The following is a 21,905-nucleotide window of genomic DNA, read 5'->3' as shown; positions in this document are numbered from 1 at the left end:
AGTTGGGAAGTGAGAATTCATTGTGCCAGCTGGAGTTCCTCTTTATATTGATACTTATCACATAAACTATTGAAACGGCAGGAAATAATATGAACAAGAAATGGAAGGGACTACACATTTCACAACTTTATATGGGGTTTGTAACTTTAATTGGATGGGGTCTGGTGCTCTTTCAAGTGCTATCCCTATCCCCGGTTGAAGTATCATTCACACTGGTTTTATTGATTGTTTTTCTAGGGATTTGTGAGTATTACCCAATGCCTGTGCCAAAAGGGCACACTACCCTTACATTTCCCATCATCTATATGATCTATGTGGTGTTTGGATTGGATCTGGTAATAATCACTTATGCATCTATCGTTCTGGCAATCAACCTCAGTCACCGGAGACCCCTCCGTATTATGCTGTTCAATCCGTCCCAGCTGGTAATCAGCTTTTATTTGGCACATATTTTCCATCAAATTATACTGGAAAGCTTTCTGACAGTCAGTCTTAATCCAATAATGGATGGATTGCTTGGCTTTTCATTAATGATCACTCTCTTTTATGTGTTGAATAATGCGATTGTAGATATTGTTCTATGGCTAAGGCCGGAACCCTATACAATAAAAGTATGGTGGGGGAAAACACAAGGGGAACTCATCAGTTTTGTCGTATCCTATATATATGGCTGCCTCATACATATACTTGGCAGCCAAAATCGCGGAGAAGTAGACATCTTCTCATTCTTTTTCTTCTTTTCTCCGCTTGTTGGACTTTCTTTGCTAAGTTCCATCATAGCCCGTCTGAAAACAGAGAAAAACCGGATACGGGCTTTATTCCATTTCTCAACTGAATTGAACAGGTCCATTCCTTCCAGAGGGTGGGAAAAACTGATAAAAAACCTGCTGCAAGAATTGATGCCCTTTGAAGATTGCCTCCTTTTTATGAAAAATGAAAAAGATTTCTGGGACCACACAATCATCGATGGGAATATTCTAACACCTAGGCCTCTTGATGATATTCACTTTGAATTGGAGAATATATCACATATGCAGGTTTATGATCATAAGAAAGCAGGAAAAGGACCTTTAGCACCTTTTTTGAGAGCCTCATCACGATCTGTTGTATATGCACCTTTATTATTTGAAGACCAATCAATCGGCTGTTTTGTCGTGACGAAAGGGCGCACCAAGAGCTTTACAATCGAGGATACCCGTTCCATTGCGACGATTGCCAACCAGCTGGCAGTATTTTTGAAAACAAGACAGCTAGTTAGTGAGCAGGAGCGAAGAATCATTCTCGAAGAGCGGAACAGAATTGCACATGACATTCACGACGGGATTGCCCAAACCCTAGCAGGTGCTGTTATGAAGCTGGATACCTCCTATAAAAAACTGGAAACACAACCTTCAGACGCCAAGCTCCTTATTGCTGACAGCATCAAAAAGCTGAGGGAAAGCCTTAAGGATGTGAGGGACTCCATCTATGCACTTCGTCCCTACCCAACCGAGCAGCTGGGATTTCATTTGGCAGTGGAAAAAAAGCTAGCGGAGCTGAAAAAGGATCCATCCTTCTCTGTGGATATTCAGCTTCAGGTCCGTGGAAATCGGGGGTCCATTAGTCCGATGACCGAAAAAATCATGTTCAGCGTGTTCCAGGAAAGCATCCAAAACTGCCTGAAGCATGCGAATGCCACCCATTTACATATCCTGATCAGCTACCAGTCAGATCATATTGTATTGAAAATGAAGGATAATGGTCAAGGGTTCTCCTTATATCATGCCATGATCAAAGCGATGAATCAGCCTCACTACGGCATACTGCAAATGAATGAAGCGGCAGAGAAAATAGGCGCCGCACTTCAAATTGATAGCAAACCGAACGAGGGAACGGAAATTACACTAACAGTTCCCAAATTGGGGTTAGAAGGAGAGATTGAGAATGATTAATGTCATACTTGTGGATGACCATGCCATATTAAGGGATGGTCTAAAAACCATTATATCTTTGGAAAGCGACATGGAAGTGGTGGGGGAGGCCACTGGAGGAGCAGGAATGGAAGACTTATTGAAGCGTAAAAGTCCGGACGTCATCGTGATGGATATTAACATGCCTGAGCAAAACGGAATAGAACTAACTAAATTTGTGAAAAAAGAATATCCTTCTGTAAAAGTGCTAATCCTTACAATGTATAAGCATGATGAATATTTCATGTCCGCATTAAAAGAGGGGGCGGATGGATATCTATTAAAAGATTCCCCTTCCGAACAGGTGATTGATGCCATCCGTACAGTTCATCGGGGAGAATCCATCATCCATCCCGCTATGACCAAAAAGCTCATCAGCTATCATCAGCAGGAGACTCATGTCAAAGAGGATACTGCCCTGACAGAAAGGGAGAAGGAGGTTCTCGTTTGTCTTGTAGAGGGACTTTCCAATAAAGAGATTGCAGGGCGTCTTTATATTAGTGATAAAACGGTGAAAATCCATGTGAGTAAAATTTTCAAAAAACTGGATGTGAAAAGTAGATCGCAAGTAGTCATCTATGCCGTGCAGCACAAATTGGTACCGCTTCCGTAGGAATTATGACAGAATATTCCCTATACAAATACAAGAATCGATAGTATTATAATAGACTAATCTTGAAATAGGAGTTTTTCATAATGAAACAGCATGAGCAATGGACATCAAAAATCGGCTTTATTTTAGCGGCAGCAGGTTCTGCCATAGGTCTCGGTGCCATCTGGAAATTCCCATATATGGCCGGAACCAATGGTGGAGGAATTTTCTTTTTAATTTTTATACTATTCACTCTTCTCATTGGTGCTCCTATGCTACTGGCAGAATTTATTATCGGAAGGTCCACTCAAAAGGATGCGATTTCCTCCTATAAAATGCTTGCCAAAGGGTCAAAATGGCACCTTATCGGGGTTTTGGGTGTTGTAGCCTCTTTTATTCTTCTTTCCTTCTACAGTGTAGTTGGCGGTTGGATTGTCACCTATCTTGGGAAAAGCTTTATTGGAGGGTTATCCAATTTCACATTGGATGAATATAGTGGGCTATTTGAGCAGGCCATAGCAAGCCCTTATTTAGCGCTAATTGCACAGTTCATCTTTATTCTCATTACCATCTACGTGGTACAGGCAGGTGTACAAAGCGGGATAGAGAAAGCAAGCAAAATCTTAATGCCATTATTATTTATCATCTTTCTTGTTCTTCTTGTCCGCTCCTTGACATTGGAAGGCGCGTGGGAGGGAGTCCGATTCTTCCTTCAGCCAAACTTGTCACTCATCACACCCAATACATTCCTGATGGCATTGGGACAAGCCCTTTTTTCCTTAAGTGTTGGTATTTCCATCATGGTTACATACAGCTCCTACCTGACAAAAGGCGAAAACCTTGTCAAATCAGCAGGGTCTGTGGTCGGATTAAATATTATTATCTCTTTATTATCAGGTTTGGTCATTTTTCCAGCAGTATTCGCGCTTGGAATGCAACCGGATGAGGGTCCTGGGTTAGTTTTTGTTATTCTTCCTGCAGTGTTTGATCAGCTTCCATTTGGAGTAATTTTCCTTGCGATGTTTATGATTCTTTTGCTTTTCGCAACACTGACATCTGCATTTTCCATATTGGAAATCATTGTTGCTGTTATTGTGAAGGATAACCAGGAGAAAAGAAGAAAGGTAGCCTGGATTACTGGAATCATCATTTTCATCATGGGTATACCATCTGCATTATCCTTTGGGGTCCTATCAGATATTACGATTGACGGGTTGATCATCTTTGATGCAGCCGATTATCTTGTCACAAACATTGCCTTGCCTGTTGGGGCATTGCTGATTTCAATATTTGTCGGCTATCGTATTCCCAAGGATATTTTAAAGGACGAATTCTTTCAGGGGTCAACCGTAAAAAAATCGGTATTTATCATCTGGTACTATCTTATACGTTATGTAGTCCCTGTTGGAATACTTCTCGTCTTTATTCAATCACTCGGATTAATATAAAAGGCTCTGTTATTGAGTAGTGTTGATTTTCTAAGAATCTAGCTGTTGTTTGGAGCAATAGGCGAAGACTCCTCGAAAATGCGAGCATTTTCTTCGTGCGATGTATTGCTGTCGCAGCCTTCCTTTGTCCCTTGGGTCGCTGTGCCTAGTGCGGAAATCAATAGCGGTGTTTAACACAGCCATATAAAAAGCGAACACCGAAGCGCATGCTTCGGTGTTTTTTTGTGTTTTTCTACTACCAAGGTACTAAATAAGATAGTACGGATACTCTGTCTTTTATAACTGATGACTAATAGTTGTGCTTTAGTGGGTATGAGAAAATACAGGTAATTGTCTTACTATTCTAAAAGTTGCGAAAGGGGAAACGGAATGAAAAAAAGTGTGACTTATTTATTAATGGGGGTACTAATACTTGGAATGTTTTTCACAGTTAGCTGGGTGGAAGGTCCTGAAAGTGCCGAGGCAAATGCTAATAATTCCGCATTATTGGATGTGACATTAGAAGAGGTTCTACAAACAACAACGGGTCCGGTTGAGGTTATCATCACATTTGATCATGATGGCGGTATCCAGCAAGAACACGTAGATCTTTTAAAAAGGCTTGGAATAAAAAAGGGGATCACATTTCAAAGCTTGCCGGTTGCAGGTTTACTTGCTACGAAACAGCAAGTGGAAAAGCTGCTTGATGAGGAAAGTGTCGTTTCCATTTATTTAAACAAAAGTCTTCAGTATGAAAATGAGGGCTCAACTTCCTATACGGGAGTAGATAAGGTTAGAACGGACGAAGAGCTCCGCACCCAGAATGGAGGTTTGCCGATAAGTGGAAAGGATATCGGAGTGGTGGTGAACGACAGTGGAGTGGATGGGACGCATCATGATATCAAGCTTGGTCGTAACCTCGTGCAGAACGTGTTTGCCAGCTCCAACCTGAATGCATTGACGGGTATTCTTCCTATCACATATGTGGAAAATGTACCGAATACCGATTCCGACTCTGGTCACGGCACACATGTGGCAGGAACTGTAGGTGGAACAGGAGCTATGTCCGGTGGGAAATATGAAGGTGTTGCCCCTGGTGCCAAATTGATTGGATACGGCTCGGGAGCAGTGGTTGCCATGCTTGATACAATCGGGGGCTTTGATTATGCCTTGACCCATCAACAGGAATACAACATACGAATCATAACCAATTCCTGGGGCGCAACAAGTGATGCTGGAACAGATTTTGACCCGTTTGATCCGATAAATATTGCAACTAAAAAACTATATGACAGAGGAATAATAACTGTATTTTCAGCGGGTAATTCCGGTCCTGGAGAGGCGACCATCTCCGGTAACTATAAAAAAGCACCATGGGTCATAACGGTGGCGGCTGGTACCAAGGATGGAGAACTTGCAGACTTTTCTTCACGAGGAGTGAAAGACAGAGGGGGAAGTGTAGAGGTGGATGGCACCACCTACATGTGGGAGGACAGCCCAACCATCACGGCTCCTGGTGTGGACATTATCTCGGCAAGAGTGCTTTCTCCATTATCTGCATTAAGCGCACAGAAGGACGTGGAATACATTGACCCGGCTCACCTGCCGTATTACACCACCTTCAGTGGAACCTCCATGGCGGCTCCACATGTTGCGGGAATCATCGCACTGCTGATGGAGGTAAACCCAACACTCGATACATTTGAAATAAAAGATATCTTACAAACCAGTGCTACCAATATGGAAGGCTATGAAAAATGGGAAGTTGGCCATGGATATGTCAACGCTTATGAAGCAGTAAAACTAGCTCGAACCTATTAATTTCACAGGAAATTAAAAAAATAAATGAAAAGAGGTTACCAAATGAAAAAAATGTTTGCTGCTGCATGTGCCATGTTTCTGATCTTTTCCATGTTTACCACTGTTGGTGCTCAGCCCACGTCATCCACAGGATCTGTAGTAAATGAAAAGGTATGGTCGGTTTTAAGTGATGCTACCAGTACCGCACAAGTGATTGTTACTTTCAAAGGAGAAGAAAAGGCAAGCTCAGAACAGTTAGGGCTGCTTGAGGAAGTTGGCATCACTTCAGCTGTTACAATGAATTCCTTGCCAATAGTAGGGATAGTAGCGACTAAAAGGCAAATAGAAGAATTGGAGGCTTCTCCGGAAGTCCTTTCCATATACCTGAATGAAGAACTGTCATATTACAATGCAGAGTCCACAGACGTAACAGGGGTTAATAAGCTGCGTACCGACGATTCCTTCCGTGAAAAGAATGGCGGATTGCCTGTCTCAGGTAAAGGTGTTGGGGTAGTGGTAAATGATAGTGGAGTAGATGGAACGCACAAAGACCATGAGCTAGGACGCAACTTGGTGCAGAACGTCCTTGGGTCAACTAACCTCCAAAGTATTACAGGAATACTGCCAATCTCCTATACAGAAAATGTCCCAAATACCGATACTAACTCCGGACACGGAACACATGTGGCAGGAACTGTGGGTGGAACGGGTGCATTGTCTGGAGGAAAGTATGAAGGGGCTGCACCTGGTGCAAGTTTAATAGGATATGGTTCTGGTGGAGCATTGTTTGTACTGGATGGAATCGGAGGATTTGATTACGCCATCACCCATCAACAGGAATATGACATTCGAGTTATTACAAATTCATGGGGGTCCAGTGGTGAATTCAATCCGAACCATCCCATCAATATCGCTAGTAAAAAAGCTTTTGACCGTGGCATAGTCGTTCTATTTGCAGCGGGCAACGAAGGGCCATCCGAAAATACACACAACCCTTACGCAAAAGCACCATGGGTAATTTCTGTAGCAGCAGGAGTGAAGGATGGAACGCTAGCTGACTTCTCCTCCCGTGGAACAAAAGGGGTAGGGGGAAGTTTTACAATGGATGGAAAAGAATGGACGTGGGAAGATCGGCCAACTGTTACTGCACCTGGTGTGGATATCATATCCACGAAAGTCGTATCCCCCCTTACGGCACTGGCTGCAGAAAAGGACGCAGAATTGATTGAACCGGCGCATCTGCCTTATTACACAACAATGAGTGGAACCTCCATGGCAACACCACATGTAGCGGGAATAGTTGCGTTGATGCTAGAGGCAAACCAGTCATTATCACCTGATGAGGTGAAAAAAATACTGCAATCGACTGCGACAAATATGCCAGGCTATGAAACTTGGGAAGTTGGTGCAGGATATGTGAATGCTTATGCAGCAGTCGATGCATCGTTTGAAAATAAAAATTATGGATCTACTCTAACTATGAACCAAACCTATCATTCAAATGTGGAGACATCCACATCAAGAGAAGAATTTGAGATGGAGAGTTCATTGTTGACAGATGGTGCACGTGAATTTACTGTAGATGAAGGTTTGACCAGCTTATTGGCAAGAGTTGATGGAAAGGGTCTTTTGGAGGAAACCGGTAACCCTATCAATCTCGTCTTGGTTGCACCAGATGGAACAGAGTACAGCTCGGGGGTAAGTTTACTTTTCCCTCTTTATACTGACCGGGTGGTGCTGGTTGATAATCCGATGTCAGGTACATGGAAAGCGGAGATTCGAGGATTAAGAGGGAACGAGCTGAACCCTATAGGGATATCGCTTCCTGAAACAGTAAAAGGTTCCTTTGCTTTTACAAAAATCAATGGATTTACCGGTCTGAGTGATATTGCGGGGCATCCCGCAGAAGCGGCCATCCAACAAGGTGTGAAAGAGAGACTTTTTGATGGATACAAAGATGGTACATTCAAACCGGACTCCAAACTCACAAGATTGGATATGGCCAAATCTCTCCTGATGGGAGCGGAGATTCGTCAAAGTCTGCCTTCCCAAGCATCTTTTGCTGATATGTCAAAAGACGATCTTCCTTTTGCTGAAGCAGTGGTTGCCAAAGGTGCGGCGTTTCGAGATCAATCACAACAGCTAAAGGGAGTGATGCAACCGGCATCACCAGGAAAGTTCTCTCCAAAAGGCAGTGTCACAAAAGCCGAACTTGCCTATACATTAGTACAGAGCTTAGGCCTGGAAAAAGAAGCACTGGATCATTCGGGAGACGTGAAGGTCACCTATAAAGATGAGCGCATTGTGCTGAAAGATCAAACAAACATCCCCGACGCCTTAAAAGGGTACGTACAAGTGGCATTAGACTTGAATATTCTAAACGCAAACTTTTCTGTGACGCAAGGAAAATATGATCTGAAGCCAAAAGTGGAAGCAACCTTTGCGCCAGAAGAAGTGGTAACAAGAGGAGATTTTGCTGTGGCATTTACAAGATATTATCATGTGTACTTCAACTGAAAAATAGACAGTGATTATGGAAGAAGGAACGGAAACATTCCTTCTTCTTTTTAATTTGAGTTGGGAAAGTACGAAAGCATTTCCTTCAATAAAATGTCTGAAACTCTCCTGCTTTCCCAAGCAAAAAGTTCTTCAGCCGAAAATAAGATAGGTTGTGCAAGAAAAAGTGGGGGAGGGAGGAAAGGGAAACGATGCAAAACTTTACATAATTTCTCATTGGGCAACTTAGGACAAAAAACAGTAATTAAATCTATGTTGAAGGCTTGACTTTCCCAATATGAAATTAGGATGACAGGTGGTAGACTAGCGTTAATAGTTCTTAATATTAAGAATTATCAAAACAAATTTAAGGGAGTGGAATGATTGAAAAATTGGATTAAAGGATTTTCAGTATTCATTGTAGCGATGTTAGCATTTTCTATTGCCTTCGGGCCCGCACAAGCTAATGCGCAAGGCCCTAGTGTAAATGAAAAGAAGCAATACCTAGTAGGATTTAAAACTAACGCAAAAGCTTTTTCAGCTAAAAATATGATTACCGCTGCAGGCGGGGAAGTGGAACATGTGTATAATTATATGGATGTTCAGCTTGTAACTCTTCCTGAAAAAGCAGCACTGGCATTGAAAAACAATCCAAACATCGCATTTGTGGAAGAGGATGCAGCAGTATATGCAACAGCTCAATCCACTCCATGGGGCGTTACGCATATTAATGCACATAAAGCACATGCTGCAAATGTGACCGGTTCCGGAGTAAAAGTAGCGGTATTGGATACTGGGATTGATGCAAGCCATCCTGATCTGAATGTACAAGGAGGGGTAAGCTTTGTATCCGGCGAGCCTAGTGGATTAACGGACGGAAACGGTCATGGCACTCACGTTGCCGGCACGGTAGCGGCATTAAATAATACTGCAGGAGTATTGGGTGTAGCATATAATGCAGATCTTTACGCAGTAAAAGTATTGAGTGCTTCAGGGAGCGGTACTTTAAGTGGAATTGCTCAAGGGATTGAATGGGCAATTGCAAATGATATGGATGTAATCAATATGAGTCTAGGTGGAAGTTCAGGTTCTACAGCCTTACAACAAGCTTGTGACAATGCATATGCAAGCGGAATTGTTGTCGTAGCGGCTGCTGGAAATTCTGGTTCCAAAGGAAAAAGAAACACAATCGGCTACCCAGCTAAATATAGCTCTGTAATTGCAGTAGGGGCTGTTGATTCAAATAACAATAGAGCTTCTTTCTCTAGCGTAGGTTCTGAATTAGAAGTGATGGCTCCTGGTGTAAGCATTCTTAGTACAACTCCAGGAAACAGCTATTCTTCCTTCAATGGAACATCAATGGCTTCTCCTCATGTCGCAGGAGCAGCAGCACTGATCAAAGCTAAATATCCTAGTCTATCAGCATCTCAAATTCGTGACCGCTTAAAAAATACAACAACTCCTTTAGGTGATGCTTTCTATTATGGAAACGGAGTCATCAACGTGGAGAATGCATTGCAATAACTTGATTAAATTCCCCCTATTATAATAGAACACCTGACAATTTGTCGGGTGTTTTTTTGGTTTCATGATAGGAAAGATGTAAATCTAATTATAAAGTCACAGGAAAATACCATGATAAACCATTGGGAAATCGACAATGATATCTCCATTTTAAAGCCCCAAATGCTTACCTACTTTCCCAATAACAATCCCTTAAAAGCTATGCTAACATCAAAAGTAACTAAATAATTTGATTATTTAGATTTTTATCGAAAGGAATGATCTACATATGAAAAAGTTTTTATCCGTATTATTGGCAATAGCTTTGGTCCTCTCGTTTTCATTTTCACCAGGGGAGGCAAGTGCAAAAGGAAAGCCGTTATTCAAAGATTATTTGATTGGGTTGAAGAATCCTGTCTCCAAACAGACAAACAAAATAGTTTCCTCTTTGGGTGGATCGGTCAATCATCAATTCAAACATATGAATGTCCTGCAGGTCACACTGCCTGAGGCGGCAGTCGTAGCATTGGAGAAAAATCCACTGGTTGAATATGTTGAAGAGGATATCGAGTATAAAATTGATGCTCAAACGGTCCCATATGGAATTCCTCATATTAAAGCGGATGTTGCACATTCCCAATCGGTGACAGGGTCAGGGGTTAAGGTCGCAGTACTCGACACTGGTATCGATGCAAATCATGAAGATCTGAATGTTGCAGGTGGAGCGAGCTTTGTGGCAGATGAGCCTGATGCATTAACAGATGGAAATGGTCATGGAACTCATGTGGCAGGTACCATTGCTGCTTTAAACAATAACGCTGGGGTAGTAGGTGTGTCATATGATGTGGATTTATACGCAGTTAAGGTGCTTAGCGGAGAGGGAAGTGGGACTTTAAGTGGGATTGCCCAGGGAATTGAATGGGCAATTGACAATGATATGGATGTCATTAATATGAGTTTAGGTGGCAGTACAGGATCCTCCACATTAAAGCAGGCAAGTGATAACGCCTATAATAGAGGGATTGTTGTTGTAGCTGCAGCAGGTAATAGTGGTTCGTTCTTTGGACTGATCAATACCATCGGATATCCGGCAAGATACGATTCCGTCATTGCTGTAGGAGCAGTCGATTCAAATAATAACCGTGCTTCGTTCTCGAGTGTAGGCAGTCAGCTTGAAGTGATGGCTCCGGGTGTTGATATTAACAGCACGATGCCAGGCAACCAATATGGTTCTTTGAATGGAACCTCCATGGCTTCACCTCATGTGGCTGGAGCGGCTGCTCTGATTTTAGCGAAATATCCTAACATGACAAATGTGGAAGTCAGGCAAAAACTTCGTGATACAGCTACTAATCTAGGTTCTGCCTTTAATTATGGGCATGGTGTCATAAATGTGGAGGAAGCATTGAGATAAGAAGTTGACTTATAATGTAATGAAAAAGAACAGGTAGGAAACCACCTGTTCTTTTTCAATGTTGACATAACAACCGGGGCCAGACCCCGGTTGTTATGTCAACTCCAATAAAAACTTCTCCATCCTGTCCATCGCTTGTTCCAATGTTTCTATTGTATATGCATAGGACAAGCGGACATATCCTTCTCCAAGACTTGAAAAAGCACTTCCAGGTACAACTGCAACTCCTGCCTCCTCAACCATTTTCAATGCAAATTCAAAGGAGGACATATTGAATTTTTCTATGGAAGGAAATAAATAGAAGGCACCGGACGGTTTTACAACATCCAATCCCATGGAAAGCAATCTTTTATATACATATTCCATTCTCTCCTGATACTGTTCTTTCATTTCCAATGCATCATCCATGCCGTTCGTTAACGCTTCGAGTGCTGCAGATTGGGAAATGGAGGAGGTGCAGGATACATTATACTGATGTACCTTCAGCATCTGCTGCATTAAGTATTCCGGTCCGAAGACCAATCCGATACGCCAGCCGGTCATGGAGTGGGATTTCGAAACGCCGTTGATGACAATGGTTTTATCTCTCATACCTTGAATGGTGGAGATTGAAATATGTTCATGATCAAATACTAATTCACTGTAAATTTCATCAGATAAAACAAAGATGTCTTTATTCTCTAAGAGAGCAGCGATTTTCACCAATTCCTCCTTTGGGAGCGTGACACCTGTGGGGTTCGAAGGATAAGGAAGAATGATGCATCGGGTCTTTTCTGACATATGCTGTTGAAGCAGCTCAGCTGTCAATTTAAATTCGGTAATGGTAGTGTCGACATGGACAGGTGTGGCACCACAAAGTTTGATGATCGGCTCATAACCGGGATATACTGGTCCAGGTAATATGACTTCAGTGCCTGGTTCAAGGATGGTTCGCAATGCAATGTCAATTCCTTGACTGGCACCGACAGTCACTATTACCTCAGCTTCTGGGTTATACGATTGTCCGTACTTTTCGGCTACAAATGAGCAGGCAGCTTTTCTCAATTCCAGTATTCCTGCATTATGGGTATAACTTGTTTGATTTGCCTCTATAGCTTGGATTGCAGCTTCTTTTACATGCATGGGAGTGGGAAAGTCAGGCTGCCCAATGGTAAGAGAAAGCACATCTTCGTATTGTGCAACCAAATTGAAAAACTTGCGGATTCCTGATATTTCAATGTTTCGAACGTTCTTGTTGATTAAATGCTCCATCATTAAACTCCTTTGTCTATCTCTATTCCATATAGGGCTGATATCACTTTCTACATAGTATAAGCGAGTTTTTTTCTCCTGTCCAAAGGAATATTCAGATAAATGTAGTATTAGTATAAACAGTTGTCAGGAACGGAAGGAGTAGTTGAATTGATTAAAATATGGTTTGTCCTCATTGCGTTTTTAGGTGGGATACTTGGAGGTATCCAAGCTCCTGTTAACAGTCAGCTCGGGAAAAGGATCGGGAGTTTGGAAGCCTCGTTTGTTTCGTTTTTCATAGGGACCTTATTTCTTTTGTTATTAACAACCTTCTTTGGTAAAGGGAATCTGTTGCAGTTGACGAGTGTTCCAAAATGGCAGCTGGTTGGAGGGTTCCTTGGAGCAAGCTTCGTCACATTTGTCATCATTGCTGTACCGAAAATAGGTGTGGCTTTAACTATTATTTCGTTAATCATAGGACAGATGATTGTAAGTATGGTAATCGACCATTTTGGATTATTCGGTTCAGCAAAAATCGCCTTGAATAATCAAAGACTTTTTGGTGTTGTACTGATGCTGATTGCCCTTGTTTTTATTTATCGGGGTACAGTAGTAGTGAAATAATCGGGATTCCAAATGTTGATTAATAGGTATGAAGTGGGGAATCAAGGTGCCCAGATTGGTTGAAAACCACCTAAAGTGTATACATGTTTACGAGGGAAGTCCTATAAAAATATGAAACAAGTAGGATAGGAAAAAAATAACATGTACGGTATGATAGTATTGAACACAGAATATTCACATAAGTCAAAATATTTACCTTCTCCATTGCCTTACGTAATGTTACTCCTTTCATCTTAGTATTACTGGGATTTGGTGTCTGTTGGATTCCGTCTGAAAGGGGAAAGAGTAATGGATATTTTGTTTGAGATTTGGTTAAGGTTGTTTGAAGTGTACGCGGAAGATTTGTTCTTTCAAGGTGAGTCATCCGGGGTCTTTTCATTCTTGCTTATTGGTGTACTGGCTTATCTGTTCAAGCAAGAGAAAACAGGGCAGAATAGCAATGGCAATGGCTGTTCCTGCTGCAGAAAAGAGAGAGAAAAGAATAATACAGATGAGTCGTCCTAATAAAATGCAATAATAAAGAAGCGGATCCTATCCGCTTCTTTATTAATTAATGTGGGAATACTGATTTAGCAGTTCATTATATTGAGTGGATAGACGTTTGAATTTTTCCTGATTTCTAATACTTAGCGCCTGATCAATTTCCTTCATCAGCCTCTTTTTATGATATTGAAATACAGAGGAGTCTACAATGAGTTGTGCCATTTTCTCCTCTTTCGTCATATCTAGATTTTGGATATTCGAGACAGATTGTTCTGGTTGAAAAGCAAAATGTTTATTCATAATTTTTACCCCCTGTGCGCAATTTTGGTATAGTGTAACGGGTTAATCATGAAAGGAAAGGTAGAAGAAATCCACCAGCTCCTTTGTCCTATTATCTGATATTTTACTGGATTTGTGAAGAAGTATTTTTAGAAAATTTAGATATATCAGAAAAAATAGCGGAAACTCTGTAAATCAGTGCCGGTTGACAATTGATATTAGTTTAATTGGTTAATTTTTATATACCCAGAACTCTTTGAAAGAAAACAACATAAATCAATTCAACTCTTAAAATTCGCCAAAAAGCAACTATGAGTTAATCGTTTTTTTACTAAACACTTGTTTTTTGATATAAAAACGAATAATATTATAAAGGTTTGATTAATACATTCGTTTTTGGGGGATTAAGTAGTGATTGAGAAATTATTTGGACTAAAAGAATCTGGAACAAACATAAAGACGGAAGTGTTGGCGGGTGTCACTACCTTCCTTACAATGGTATATATCGTGATTGTGAATCCGGCGATTCTATCAGCAGCAGGTATTCCTTTTGATCAAGTTTTCATGGCTACCATCATTGCAGCAGTTGTTGGAACATTAACAATGGGACTATTTGCAAAATATCCTGTTGCAGTCGCACCTGGAATGGGGTTGAATGCATATTTCACAACAGTAGTCGCAAGCCAGGGTCTAACCTATCAAGCTGTTCTTGGAACTGTATTTCTGGCTGGACTTATTATTATTCTTTTAAGTTTAACGAATCTAAGAAAAGCACTGATCGAAGCTATCCCAGCGCCATTAAAATATGGAATAACGGCTGGTATTGGACTGTTCATTGCATTTCTCGGGCTGAAAATGGCCGGTATTGTACAACCGAATGAAGCAACGGTGATTACACTTGGTGATTTAACGGAGCCTGCAACAGCCCTAGCCATCGGGGGATTGATTTTAACGTTGATACTCATGGCCAAAAGAGTGACAGGTGCCTTGTTTTTCGGGATGATTGCGACAGCGGTTGCGGGGTACTTTATGAACCTATTGAAATTCGATGGGTATTATTCTGTTCCGCCTCTGCCAACCTTCATCAATTTGGGAGAAGCTGTAAGCGGAGTGTTTTCCAACAGTTTATATACAGTTGTTTTTGCATTTGTTTTAGTGACAATCTTTGATTCTACCGGGACGCTTGTTGGTGTATCTGAGCAAGGTGGCTTTATGAAAAACGGAAAGCTGCCGCGTACCAAGCAGGCTACCTTATCTGATTCGTTTGCTACCACAATCGGAGCAGCATTTGGTACTAGCCCATCTTGTGCTTACATTGAATCATCGTCAGGGGTTGCAGCAGGGGGAGAACCGGGCTGACTGCAGTGGTAGTCGCAGGGTTATTTTTAGTGTCGATGATCTTTTCTCCATTTATATCGGCAATCTCCATGCTACCAGCCATTACAGCGCCAATATTGATTATTGTTGGTTGTTTCATGATGGAAGGACTTGCAAAAATAATGTGGAATCAGTTTGATGAGGCATTCCCTGCATTTGCCATTATTCTCATTATGCCCCTTACTTCAAGCATTGCTACGGGAATTGCAGTCGGCTTTATTTTGTATCCAATTATGAAGGCTGTCTCCGGAAAGTGGAAGGAAGTACACCCCCTCATTTACATTTTTGCGGTGATTTTCCTTGTCCAAATGATTTTCTTCCCGATGCATTGATATCGAAAAAACGAGCACTGGCTACAACGCCAATGCTCGTTTTTATTTTACTTTCTGAACAATCCATCCTGTGCATCCTGGTGTAATTTCTCCAGCCAAGTAAGCTCCACTTTACATAATTCATGTGCGTTTTCCATAATGGAAACAGATCCATGGGGAGCACCTATACCGTATAGTTGATAGACTCTTTCAAGCATTTCCAATTGAAACTTTGTGTGTTCAATCCGTTCCTTCAATATCTTGGTAATCATGTCAGAATCCCAAAGGTGAATAAAAGCGAGTGCGGTATACATGGGATGATAATAATTCGTTTCAGCTTGAAACTGTTTTTTTAACAGCTCCTGAAAAGCTTTTTTTCCTTTTTCGGTAATATAGTAAATGGTTTTATCAGGTCTTGTCTGATCCTTTACGACTTCTCGGACAGCAATGTGTTCCAGTTTAAGGAGCCTTTCAACTGCATAGTATAAAGAGCCTTTTGCCAATTTGATATAATGCTCCATATGCCTCTCCTGCATCACCTGCTGCATTTCATAGGGATGTTTATCCCCTTCCATCAAGAGTCCAAGTATTACGAGCTTCATTGCCAATTTTCATGCACCTTCTTATTGAAACTTCTTTATCAATAGATTTGTCTTCTTCTATTATATAGGAAAGAGGTACTCAATTCCTAAAAAAAATTATCCTTGATTCTTAAGGGGACAATGCAAAAACCGATTATTTATATTGGATTTTGCACTTTTGTAATTTTGTCGGTAGTTCCACTAGACAGTTTTTGAATGTAGAACCTATAATAGGGAAGGTATGCTTTCTGGTAATAGGTACAATATAGAAAGTAACGGCATGACACCATTGATTTTCTGCTTTAAGGAAATTGAGTTACGGTAATGGAGGAACCCCATTTAATGATCTATCTGATTAAACCCTTAATCGTCAATATGACCATCATCTTTTCGTTATTATTCAATTTGAATATGTTTTTCCCTTTTAGTAAACGTAAGCCGTTGAATTTCAAGCAGCAAACGATATTTGCGCTCTTCAGTGCATTTGCTGCCCTGTTATGTATGCTTTATCCTATTGAAACGTTGGAGGATACACATTTTGATCTCAGAATGATTCCTATTTTGCTAGTCACATTATACGGAGGTGCTTATCCCGGAATATTAAGTGCTGCCATCGTTTCTATCGTTCGATTTTTCATCGGAGGAGAATTCCTCTATGTAGGAATTGCCGTTTCCATCTTGGCTTTTATAGTTGCTGTCACCTTTCGCACGGTTTTCTTAAAAAGTTCAAATAAAGGATTGTACGGTCTATTTATTCTCATTTTTTATTACTCCGGTTATATTTTTATCCTTTATAATACTGTCTCTTTTCTGGATATGAGTTTTTATCTGATATACTTTCTTGCTTTTGCCGCTACATTTCTTTCATTAATTTATGTAGTGGAGCATTTAATTTTGGCAAACCAGCAATTCGATGAAACATTGTACCTCGAAAAATTATCTACCATTGGGCAAATGGCAGCTGCATTTGCGCATGAAATTCGCAACCCTATTACAACTGTTCGTGGGTTTATCCAGTATTTGAATACGGATACCAAGGATGAGAGACTGCAACAGTTTGCCCCTTTAATCCTGGACGAGCTGGACCGTACAAATAAAATTATTACCAACTATCTTACTGTGGCAAAGCCGACATCTTTTTCTTTAAAATTCGTTGACTTGAATTTGGTCCTATCCGATTCTGTGGAATTGTTGAGGCCATTTGGTTCATATAGAAATGTATCCTTGGAGCTTGAATTGGATGGAACGCATTTCATCTATACGGATGAGCAACATCTAAAACAGGCCATCATGAATATTATTAAGAATGGGATAGAATCCATAGATGAGGAAATGGGTGGCTTTGTTAAAATAGAGAAAAAGACTGGTGATACAAAAGGGTCTGTGATTATTACGTTTATTGATAACGGCATCGGGATGTCAGAAGATCAGCTGGAAAAAATAGGTCTTCCATATTATACGACCAAGTCAAAAGGCACCGGATTAGGCAGTATGATAACAAACAGGCTAGTTCATGAAATGAAAGGCAAAATACTTTATGACAGCAAGGTGAAACATGGTACGAAGGTTACTGTGATTTTGCCTACTGCCAGCCAGTATCGAAATTAAAAAGGCAGACTGAGACAATGGTCTTGGTCTGCCTTTTTGCTGAAGGCTATTTTCGCATAAATTGTTGCTATTGACGTACTCAAAGTAATCACGTTATAGTAATAGTCCTCGTGCTCTTTTCCGTGTAGTAAATTCTTTATCACATTGAATAATATGAAGGGGAATACTGTAAAAAATCCAAAAACCGATTTTTTACTGGCAAAGCAACAAACTTTATGAAAAGAGCTTTGCTGAATTATTTTTTCTCCAAGGTAACTTTCCCGGACTCCGGGTCTACCTTATACCATCCTCGGGTCATTTTTTCCGGCTGGTTATTGAAATGAACCAGGTCGTATACATGAAAAAGATAATGGTCATCCTTAAAACCTTCAAAAGTGACTGACATATTCTCATTGTTATTCAATTGAAGATGCTTCTTTACAAGTAGCTTAGCGTCTTCTTTAGAATAAAAGGTTTTCTCGGAATTCATATTCTCTGCTGTAGACGGAAACTGATTTCTTGCCCCTATCAGCATTTCTTCATCAGATGGAACTTCACCTGTATGTTGTGTCTCGGTCAGAGTAGGGGAGTTTCCTCCGGCTTCATTGTTTCCATCTTGTATACCACACCCACTCGCCATTACTAGCACTGTAAAAAGGAAGAATAGCATTCTCATTATTTCATTCTGCTCCAATCAAATGTATTTGCTATTAGTATGATTTATAGAAAAGGCTCCTATTCATTTTTTTACTGAGTATTGAATGCGTAGAAATGGTCATATCATAATAATAGGTTGTTTTCGCATTCATTGTTGCTATATAGATAAAATGTAAGCATCAAATGTAGCCGTTGATTTCCGCTCCGGACACAAGATTCCCCGGGGACGGATGGGAGCCTCCTCGGCTTCGCCTGTGGGGTCTCCCATGCCCTCTACTCTCCCGCAGGAGTCAAGTGTCCTTCGCTACAATCAACTCAGTTTTTTAACATTATTTGCTCTACTGAAATAAAAAAATGAGACGAATTCAAATTTTCCAAACTTTAGGAGGGCGAATATTATTTTTTTATTCACCCCTGTTGGTTGGAGTGCAAGGTGTGAGACTCCTGCGGGAGCAGCGTGTCAAGGGAGACCCCACAGGCGCAAAGCGCCGAGGAGGCTCCCGAGGCCGCCCGCGGAAAGCGAACGCCTGGAGCGGAGACCAACAGGGAGTTTAATGTTGACACCTTATCTTTTGCCCAGCCCTATACTTAAGATAACAACCTTTACGAAAAGAGCCTTTTAATAAGAAACACTTACTAGGGATTTCCCCTGAACATAAACTTCACGTTAAATCTGAGTAAAGAAGAAGGAGTGCGAGGATTCATTAGAGAATACTTTATTTATCAATAATTATTGGGGGAAAGAATGTGGCAAACTTAGAGAATAAAGTCGAAAGTCAATTATTAAAGGAAAAAAAACCAAGGTCCCCGTGGCAGCTCTATTTATCATTGCCCATACTATCCTGGGCCCTTTATGACTTTGCAAACACCATTTTTTCGTCAAATATCATTACAATTTTCTTTCCTTTCTATCTGCAGGAGGTCATTGGAACCAATGAAAGGATGGACCAGATCGCCAGCACCTTTTTATCCTATGCAAACGCTACGGCCAGTTTCTTTCTCGTTCTCTTTTCTCCATTGTTTGGTGTACTGATTGATCGGACAGGAAAAAGAAAGTCATATATCATTCCGTTTACACTGATGGCAGTATTCTGCACCATTTTTATGGGAGTGTTTGCTTCATTTGAAAGCAGTCAATTACTTTTCGGATTGCCTATTACCTTTAGTGCAGTATTGCTCTTGTTTGTGGTTGCCAAATTCTTTTTCCATTCCTCCCTGATTTTCTACGATACAATGATGCCGGATCTCGGTTCGAAAAAAGAGATGCCGCTGATATCAGGCTTCGGGATTGCAGTGGGCTACTTGGGAACACTGTTAGGTTTAACCGTCTACCTTTATGTGGGAGACAGTGGTTTCCACCGTGCATTTATCCCTACTGGCCTATTATTTTTATTGTTTTCCTTGCCATTATTTTTCATCTACAAAGATAAACAGTTACAAGTTAAAGAAAAGAAGTCATTTATCAGCGGCTATCAGGAAATCCTGCAGACCTTCAAGGAAATGCGCATATACCGGCCAGTTTTCCTGTTTATGATCGCTTACTTCTTCATCAACGATGCCATTGCAACAGCAATTGCCATGATGGCAATTTATGCCCGGTCTATTGGAGGGTTTACTGCTTCTGAATTCATCCTGCTGTATTTGGTTTCCACTGTTTCGAGTATTATCGGCTCTTTCATTTACGGATACATTTCAAAGAGGATCGGGTCGAAATATGCTGTTGTATCTGTGGCAGCCCTGCTGATTGTTGCGTTGTTATTCGCAGTGTTTGCCATAGTTCCATGGATGTTATGGACTGCTGGAAGCTTGTTTGGAGTAGCATTGGGTGCCACCTGGGTCACATCCAGAACGTTCATCATTGAATTGACTCCTGAAGGAAAAAGAGGGCAGTTCTTCGGTCTGTTTGCTTTCTCAGGCAAAGTGTCCTCCATTGTCGGCCCATTAATTTATGGAACCATCACTCTTCTAATGGCGAGCTATGGAAATATCGCCAGCAGAACAGCACTTGGTTCATTGATAATACTTGCGTTCATAGGACTTGTGGTGACATTGAAGGTGCCATACAAAAAAGAAGCATAGAAAAAAGAAGCTGAAACCAGCTTCTTTTTAATTTGTGTGTTAGCTTATTATTTTAATTATCTTTTTATAATTAGTACAATCTGTATTGACAGAAAAGCAGTTAGTAAATATAATATAAAATATATTATATAATAATTATTATAAATAAGTAGTTGATATAGATGAAAGGGAGAGTAAACATGAAACTTAGAGAACAAATGCCAGAATTGTTAGGTGCAACAGAATGGATCAATGAAGAAGTGACAAAAGAGGACCTGATCGGAAAACCAACGCTTATTCATTTTTGGTCTGTGAGCTGTTATTTATGTAAAGAGGCCATGCCGGAAATCAATGATCTTCGTGATGAATATGATGACGAGTTGAACGTTGTGGCAGTACACATGCCGAGATCAGAGGATGACCTTGATCAAGGTGTGATTCGCTCTATGGCTTTGGGACATGATATTACCCAGCCGATCTTTGTAGATAGTGAACACAAATTGACAGATGCCTTTGAAAATAAATATGTGCCAGCCTACTACGTTTTTGATGCAGAAGGAAACCTGCGTCACTTCCAGGCAGGAGGAAGCGGCATGAACATGCTGAAAAAACGTATCAACAGGGTTCTTGGCGTAGAAGTGAAGTAAAGAGTAAGGGGCCAGACCCCTTCTATAATATAAGCAGCCAGGCTTGTGAATTCCCTGCCTGGCTGCTTTTTTATTTATGGGGATTATTTTACTGCATTTAAAGCTCGTTTCAATCAAGTCCGTAATAATTAGCCCTTCAAGCCACATATACATAAAGAGATACTATATATGAAACATGCAGACGGTATGTTTGAAGGTACAGGGGAGGAAGGAGATGAAGAAGAATAGCAAGCAGGGTAATAACCCATGGGAAAACATGAACGAGAAGATAGATGATGTCCTCGGGGAGAAGTTTTGGAAGGATGTATTGCCTGTCATTCCCAAAAGGGTTCCATTAATAGATATATATGAAACACCTACACAAGGATATATGGTATTGGAGCTACCAGGACTAAAATCCTCTAAGGATGTGGAGCTATCCGTGCAAAATAATCAGCTCATTATAAAAGGAACCATCCCCAACCCTTATCAGGTCCCAAAAGAGAACCTTCTTCAAAGTGAGAGATTTTTCGGCACTTTCAAACGTTCGGTTTCGATCCCCTTTTCATTTATTCCACAGAAATTGACAGCCCAATATATGCAAGGAGTACTTTTGTTGACCTTTCAAAAGTCAAATCAGGACATTCAGGTTGATATTGACTTTCAAGATTAAAAGAGGGAGCTGAAAAGATGAAATTTGAATTTCATTCATTCAAAGTTGACATCCTGATGAATTCCTCTTCACTTAACAAAGGCGATAATACAATTTTTAATGTAATAGCTCAGAAGCAGGAAAATGAAGGGGTGGGCACCATAGTCGGGGAAAAGAACCGGATGGATAATAATACGAGCATGGTCAGGAATCAAAATGGTACTGAGTCGAATGAACAAAATCAAATTTAGTTGGTTGT

Annotated in this window: 18 protein-coding genes and 1 pseudogene; 15 read left to right on the top strand and 4 right to left on the bottom strand. The window is 40.8% G+C overall.

Annotated features, from left to right (window positions below; genetic code table 11):
* Positions 1-89: 89 nt before the first annotated feature.
* The 7 genes from ABN702_RS11940 (at position 90) to ABN702_RS11910 (ending at position 11,181) form a co-directional block, all read left to right on the top strand.
* A complete protein-coding gene (locus tag ABN702_RS11940) occupies positions 90-1,931 on the top strand; it encodes a GAF domain-containing sensor histidine kinase (protein ID WP_417897078.1) in 1,842 nt (613 codons plus the stop codon).
* Positions 1,924-2,562, top strand: a complete 639-nt coding sequence (locus ABN702_RS11935; RefSeq protein ID WP_417897077.1) for a response regulator — start codon at positions 1,924-1,926, stop codon at positions 2,560-2,562. Before ABN702_RS11940 ends, ABN702_RS11935 begins: the two co-directional genes overlap by 8 nt.
* An 83-nt stretch (positions 2,563-2,645) precedes the next feature.
* Positions 2,646-3,989, top strand: a complete 1,344-nt coding sequence (locus tag ABN702_RS11930) for a sodium-dependent transporter (protein WP_417897076.1) — start codon at positions 2,646-2,648, stop codon at positions 3,987-3,989.
* A gap of 369 nt (positions 3,990-4,358) precedes the next feature.
* Positions 4,359-5,789: a S8 family serine peptidase gene (locus tag ABN702_RS11925; protein ID WP_417897075.1), complete on the top strand. Its 1,431-nt coding sequence runs from the start codon at positions 4,359-4,361 to the stop codon at positions 5,787-5,789.
* A 42-nt stretch (positions 5,790-5,831) separates the two neighbouring features.
* On the top strand, positions 5,832-8,285 hold the full coding sequence (locus tag ABN702_RS11920) for a S8 family peptidase (RefSeq protein ID WP_417897074.1): 2,454 nt from the start codon (positions 5,832-5,834) through the stop codon (positions 8,283-8,285).
* A gap of 405 nt (positions 8,286-8,690) precedes the next feature.
* Positions 8,691-9,788, top strand: coding sequence for a S8 family peptidase (locus tag ABN702_RS11915; protein WP_417900888.1), 1,098 nt, complete (start codon positions 8,691-8,693; stop codon positions 9,786-9,788).
* A 268-nt stretch (positions 9,789-10,056) separates the two neighbouring features.
* Positions 10,057-11,181 (top strand): S8 family peptidase, encoded by a 1,125-nt coding sequence (locus ABN702_RS11910; protein ID WP_417897073.1) that lies wholly within the window; start codon positions 10,057-10,059, stop codon positions 11,179-11,181.
* 93 nt (positions 11,182-11,274) lie between these two features.
* Here ABN702_RS11910 and ABN702_RS11905 read toward each other — a convergent pair whose 3' ends face one another.
* Positions 11,275-12,432 carry an aminotransferase A gene (locus tag ABN702_RS11905; RefSeq protein WP_417900887.1) on the bottom strand — a complete coding sequence of 386 codons (1,158 nt, stop codon included), beginning with the start codon at positions 12,430-12,432 and terminating at the stop codon, positions 11,275-11,277.
* Between the two features lie 150 nt (positions 12,433-12,582).
* Between ABN702_RS11905 and ABN702_RS11900 the strand changes: the two genes are divergently transcribed.
* On the top strand, positions 12,583-13,035 hold the full coding sequence (locus tag ABN702_RS11900; protein WP_417897072.1) for a DMT family transporter: 453 nt from the start codon (positions 12,583-12,585) through the stop codon (positions 13,033-13,035).
* A 288-nt stretch (positions 13,036-13,323) separates the two neighbouring features.
* On the top strand, positions 13,324-13,539 hold the full coding sequence (locus tag ABN702_RS11895; RefSeq protein WP_417897071.1) for a hypothetical protein: 216 nt from the start codon (positions 13,324-13,326) through the stop codon (positions 13,537-13,539).
* A gap of 42 nt (positions 13,540-13,581) precedes the next feature.
* On the opposite strand, the gene ABN702_RS11890 is transcribed toward ABN702_RS11895, so the two are convergent.
* Complete coding sequence (locus tag ABN702_RS11890) at positions 13,582-13,818, bottom strand: IDEAL domain-containing protein (protein WP_417897070.1); 237 nt, start codon at positions 13,816-13,818, stop codon at positions 13,582-13,584.
* A gap of 390 nt (positions 13,819-14,208) precedes the next feature.
* Here ABN702_RS11890 and ABN702_RS11885 point away from each other — a divergent pair.
* Positions 14,209-15,506 (top strand): annotated as a pseudogene (locus ABN702_RS11885) (NCS2 family permease).
* A 47-nt stretch (positions 15,507-15,553) separates the two neighbouring features.
* Here the strand turns inward: ABN702_RS11885 and ABN702_RS11880 are convergent.
* The gene (locus tag ABN702_RS11880; RefSeq protein ID WP_417900886.1) at positions 15,554-16,087 is read right to left on the bottom strand and encodes a PadR family transcriptional regulator; all 534 of its coding nucleotides are present in this window, start codon (positions 16,085-16,087) and stop codon (positions 15,554-15,556) included.
* A gap of 321 nt (positions 16,088-16,408) precedes the next feature.
* Between ABN702_RS11880 and ABN702_RS11875 the strand changes: the two genes are divergently transcribed.
* Positions 16,409-17,674 carry an ATP-binding protein gene (locus ABN702_RS11875; protein WP_417897069.1) on the top strand — a complete coding sequence of 422 codons (1,266 nt, stop codon included), beginning with the start codon at positions 16,409-16,411 and terminating at the stop codon, positions 17,672-17,674.
* Between the two features lie 235 nt (positions 17,675-17,909).
* Here the strand turns inward: ABN702_RS11875 and ABN702_RS11870 are convergent, their stop codons facing one another.
* Positions 17,910-18,329 carry a hypothetical protein gene (locus ABN702_RS11870; protein ID WP_417897068.1) on the bottom strand — a complete coding sequence of 140 codons (420 nt, stop codon included), beginning with the start codon at positions 18,327-18,329 and terminating at the stop codon, positions 17,910-17,912.
* An 809-nt stretch (positions 18,330-19,138) separates the two neighbouring features.
* Between ABN702_RS11870 and ABN702_RS11865 the strand changes: the two genes are divergently transcribed.
* The 4 genes from ABN702_RS11865 (at position 19,139) to ABN702_RS11850 (ending at position 21,897) form a co-directional block, all read left to right on the top strand.
* Complete coding sequence (locus ABN702_RS11865) at positions 19,139-20,389, top strand: MFS transporter (RefSeq protein WP_417900885.1); 1,251 nt, start codon at positions 19,139-19,141, stop codon at positions 20,387-20,389.
* Positions 20,390-20,568: 179 nt separating this feature from the next.
* Positions 20,569-21,015, top strand: coding sequence for a redoxin domain-containing protein (locus ABN702_RS11860; RefSeq protein WP_417897067.1), 447 nt, complete (start codon positions 20,569-20,571; stop codon positions 21,013-21,015).
* A 214-nt stretch (positions 21,016-21,229) separates the two neighbouring features.
* A complete protein-coding gene (locus tag ABN702_RS11855; RefSeq protein WP_417897066.1) occupies positions 21,230-21,667 on the top strand; it encodes an Hsp20/alpha crystallin family protein in 438 nt (145 codons plus the stop codon).
* 17 nt (positions 21,668-21,684) lie between these two features.
* Positions 21,685-21,897, top strand: a complete 213-nt coding sequence (locus tag ABN702_RS11850) for a hypothetical protein (RefSeq protein WP_417897065.1) — start codon at positions 21,685-21,687, stop codon at positions 21,895-21,897.
* Positions 21,898-21,905: the final 8 nt, after the last annotated feature.

This window comes from Bacillus haimaensis (assembly GCF_048270625.1).
Lineage (GTDB): Bacteria > Bacillota > Bacilli > Bacillales > Bacillaceae_I > Sutcliffiella_A > Sutcliffiella_A haimaensis.
This window is presented reverse-complemented; position numbering and strand designations above follow the sequence as displayed.